We start from the raw sequence: 2,852 nt of genomic DNA on the forward strand, positions 1-2,852 counted from the left end.
CCGGCCCAAAAACCGCCAAGCCCTACCCTTGTTAAAAGGCATCATAACTCTCAATGAAACGCACCCTAGAGGCCTTGGACCTTAACCAAATGAAGCAATCACCCCAAGCGAACGCGCGCTCAGGTCGCGCCCCCTTTAGTAGTAGCGACATATCCACGGATTTTGACGGAGGTGAGCCCTTTGGAACCCAAGGAGACTGTCACGAAACTCCTAATGCCAAACGGCATCAAACCTTGAGATTTTTCCGCACTCCAAACAGAGGGATTTCGGCCAAGGCCCTCATAACCCACCCAATCCGATATGACCGCACGAGCTACTTTTTTTCTCAATAAACCGGGATTTCAGCGAAAATCTCATGAGCTAAATTCGGCAATTTTAGACCGTGGACGGCAACAATAAATCATCCAGCACCAACAAACACAGCATAAATTGGTTCATCTGCTGAGAAGCTACTTTTGCGCTTATTTCAAAGAACTTGGCATGCTGGTAAACGCCATGCCTATGGTTGGCTTGTAGAGATTCTGGTACGATTTTTATAGAGCCTGAACAAGGCGCGGGACAGAAAGAACAAGCTAAAGAGAAGCTACAGCCTACTAACTCCAATATATATTAACCCTGAGCTGACTTTTGCAGTCAGAGGCTCGGCTGATATTAATTTGTTATTCGATTCTAACCATGCCTTTGCATATGGAGGAGGCGTGCCTTTGCCAGCCCATCTGGTGGCAATTTCATAAGCTTTTTTCTGAGAAGCCACATTAGGAATTGAAATTTCGATGCGGTCATCCAACTCCTCTACTGGGGTGTTATAGTCCATCAATGACTCATGGCTATTCTCACACCTTTTTCGTTCAACCTCATCGTATGTAATTCTTAACTGGCCATTAGAATCTGAGGGACCAAACCAAAAGCAGTATCTGAAGCGATCACTCACAAAGAAGCGTATATCAAAATAAACATCGGGCAGTTGTAGCTTATTTTGAGAACCATGTTCTACTAGCTGAATAATTATTTCATTGTTCTTTTTCATGGCTCAATCCTCTAGCTCTTGAACTTCATTAGGCTCGACAGGTATTGGGTCAGGCGTAGCACTTTGTGAACCACCACCACTTGTCGTCGGCCTTCCATCGGGTGCAGGCCCTACATTTGTTGCTCGATCTTTTGGTACAGTAACCCTGTGCGTCGGTTTTTCAATTTCATATTTTTCCTGTGCCTCTGATGCACTATTTGTTGGCGCGTCTTCCGTCACATGAGTTGGCCGTGGCTTACCATCCTTGCCATAATTCGGCACCTCACCAGTTCTTTTGGTTTCTTCGGCCTCACCTTCGCTCATGTATCTTGTTACTGTTTCCTGATTTTCCTCCGCCTGATCCCTTTGGCTTTGATCGGGCGAAGTCTCTTGCTGCTTATTCTGCTGATTTAGGTATTCTCCAATCGTTAAGCCACCAACCACTGCCATACCTAGTATGGTTTCCTTGTCTTGCATACCTGCCATCACAGCGATATCAACTACATCACCCTCAAGTGTTTCAGGTGTGCTGATTCTACCATATATAGCTACGACTTGCCTCTTGGTAAACAATCCTCCTTCAGTCACAGAAGCAGAAATCGCAAGTTTGCCATTGGTTGATGGGGTGACTTCTAGATGAACAGTCAGCCCCAGTGGATCAAATTTGGTCCAAAGTCTTGATACAGACGGACAATCATAGCCAGCAGTGGATTCTTCCTATTGAGCAAGAATCACTTACAGAACGCAAAATTTAGCGCGTATGGAGTCGCAGGAAAAAAATTCCCTAGACGCGATATTTTTCAATCAAAGAACGATTGCTACGATGGCTGGCTTGTATCGGCTTTAGAGTCAATAAGCTCCAACAACCGCTTAACGCGATCAAATGAATCTTGATCATGCCCCTTTGAGACAAAGCCGTCATCAACCTCGTGTATAAATCCTTCGAGAAACACAAACGTTGATTCAGCCTTCTGACGTGTTTCCTTTGGAAAACTATCAATCCAACCCTGCCAGTTCGAATAAACTAATAGCTTAGCAGTATCATAGTCTAATATGTCGCTCTTAATTACTTTTCTTAACTCATCGATCATGGGTCAGCCGTTTCGTGGTTTTCATTTGGTGGAATATATCTTGTTGGCGGATGGTCCTCAACAGGAGGATCTCCTACTGTTTCAGTGCCTGTCAATTCATCTGGAAACCTCCTACGGCTTCCATGACGACCATGATGATCCTGATGTTGATGAATTGTTTCTCCATCCTCGTCCTTTACAGTATGAGTTGTAGATACCATATCGCCATTTTCATCTCGTTCTTCTGAAAAACTGGACTTGCCTCCATCGCCTCCTGGTTCTTGGCGCTCTCTTGTTTCTGTGGTAGTAGGCCCATTGGGGTCATTAGATTCGTTTTCCTCAGCCTGATCTCTAGCAGTAGGTCCTCCGGGATTCTCCTGCTCATCACCACTATCCTCTCCACCCGGGGGGGCCGAAAGTATACCTTGGGTTGCCGCAACAACAGCTACATCTACTGCAATTGTCTTCGCAAAATTTTTAGCAGTTGTGCTAGCTGCAACCTTATCCCCTGTGATCGCTGCCTTATTTGTCTCCCGAATTTGGTTCTTCAAGGCACCACCCATTAAACGCTCTATGCCTGTTGCCTTGGCAAAACCCCTAATAAATGCAGGTTGTGCTGCAAAAGCTTCGTCAACAGATTCTTCAGTGGTATAAAGCCCCAGTGGATCAAACTTGGTCCAAAGTCTTGACCCCGACGCGTTATCGTAGGCATGGCGTCATTTTCCCGGTATGACTATTGGGCTGGCTGGTAGAGAGGCAGGCGCGAAGATGGCGGC

At 45.8% G+C, this 2,852-nt stretch carries 4 protein-coding genes; all 4 read right to left on the reverse strand.

What is annotated here, in order from left to right; translation table 11 throughout:
* Positions 1 to 583 precede the first annotated feature (583 nt).
* Complete coding sequence (locus IE065_RS17740) at positions 584 to 1,027, reverse strand: hypothetical protein (RefSeq protein WP_189517631.1); 444 nt, start codon at positions 1,025 to 1,027, stop codon at positions 584 to 586.
* A gap of 3 nt (positions 1,028 to 1,030) precedes the next feature.
* Positions 1,031 to 1,594 (reverse strand): hypothetical protein, encoded by a 564-nt coding sequence (locus IE065_RS17745; RefSeq protein WP_189517634.1) that lies wholly within the window; start codon positions 1,592 to 1,594, stop codon positions 1,031 to 1,033.
* 230 nt (positions 1,595 to 1,824) lie between these two features.
* Complete coding sequence (locus tag IE065_RS17750) at positions 1,825 to 2,097, reverse strand: hypothetical protein (protein ID WP_189517637.1); 273 nt, start codon at positions 2,095 to 2,097, stop codon at positions 1,825 to 1,827.
* Positions 2,094 to 2,627, reverse strand: coding sequence for a hypothetical protein (locus IE065_RS17755; RefSeq protein ID WP_189517640.1), 534 nt, complete (start codon positions 2,625 to 2,627; stop codon positions 2,094 to 2,096). Before IE065_RS17755 ends, IE065_RS17750 begins: the two co-directional genes overlap by 4 nt.
* Positions 2,628 to 2,852: the final 225 nt, after the last annotated feature.

Origin of the sequence: Cerasicoccus arenae, from assembly GCF_014651635.1 — a bacterium.
GTDB lineage: Bacteria > Verrucomicrobiota > Verrucomicrobiia > Opitutales > Cerasicoccaceae > Cerasicoccus > Cerasicoccus arenae.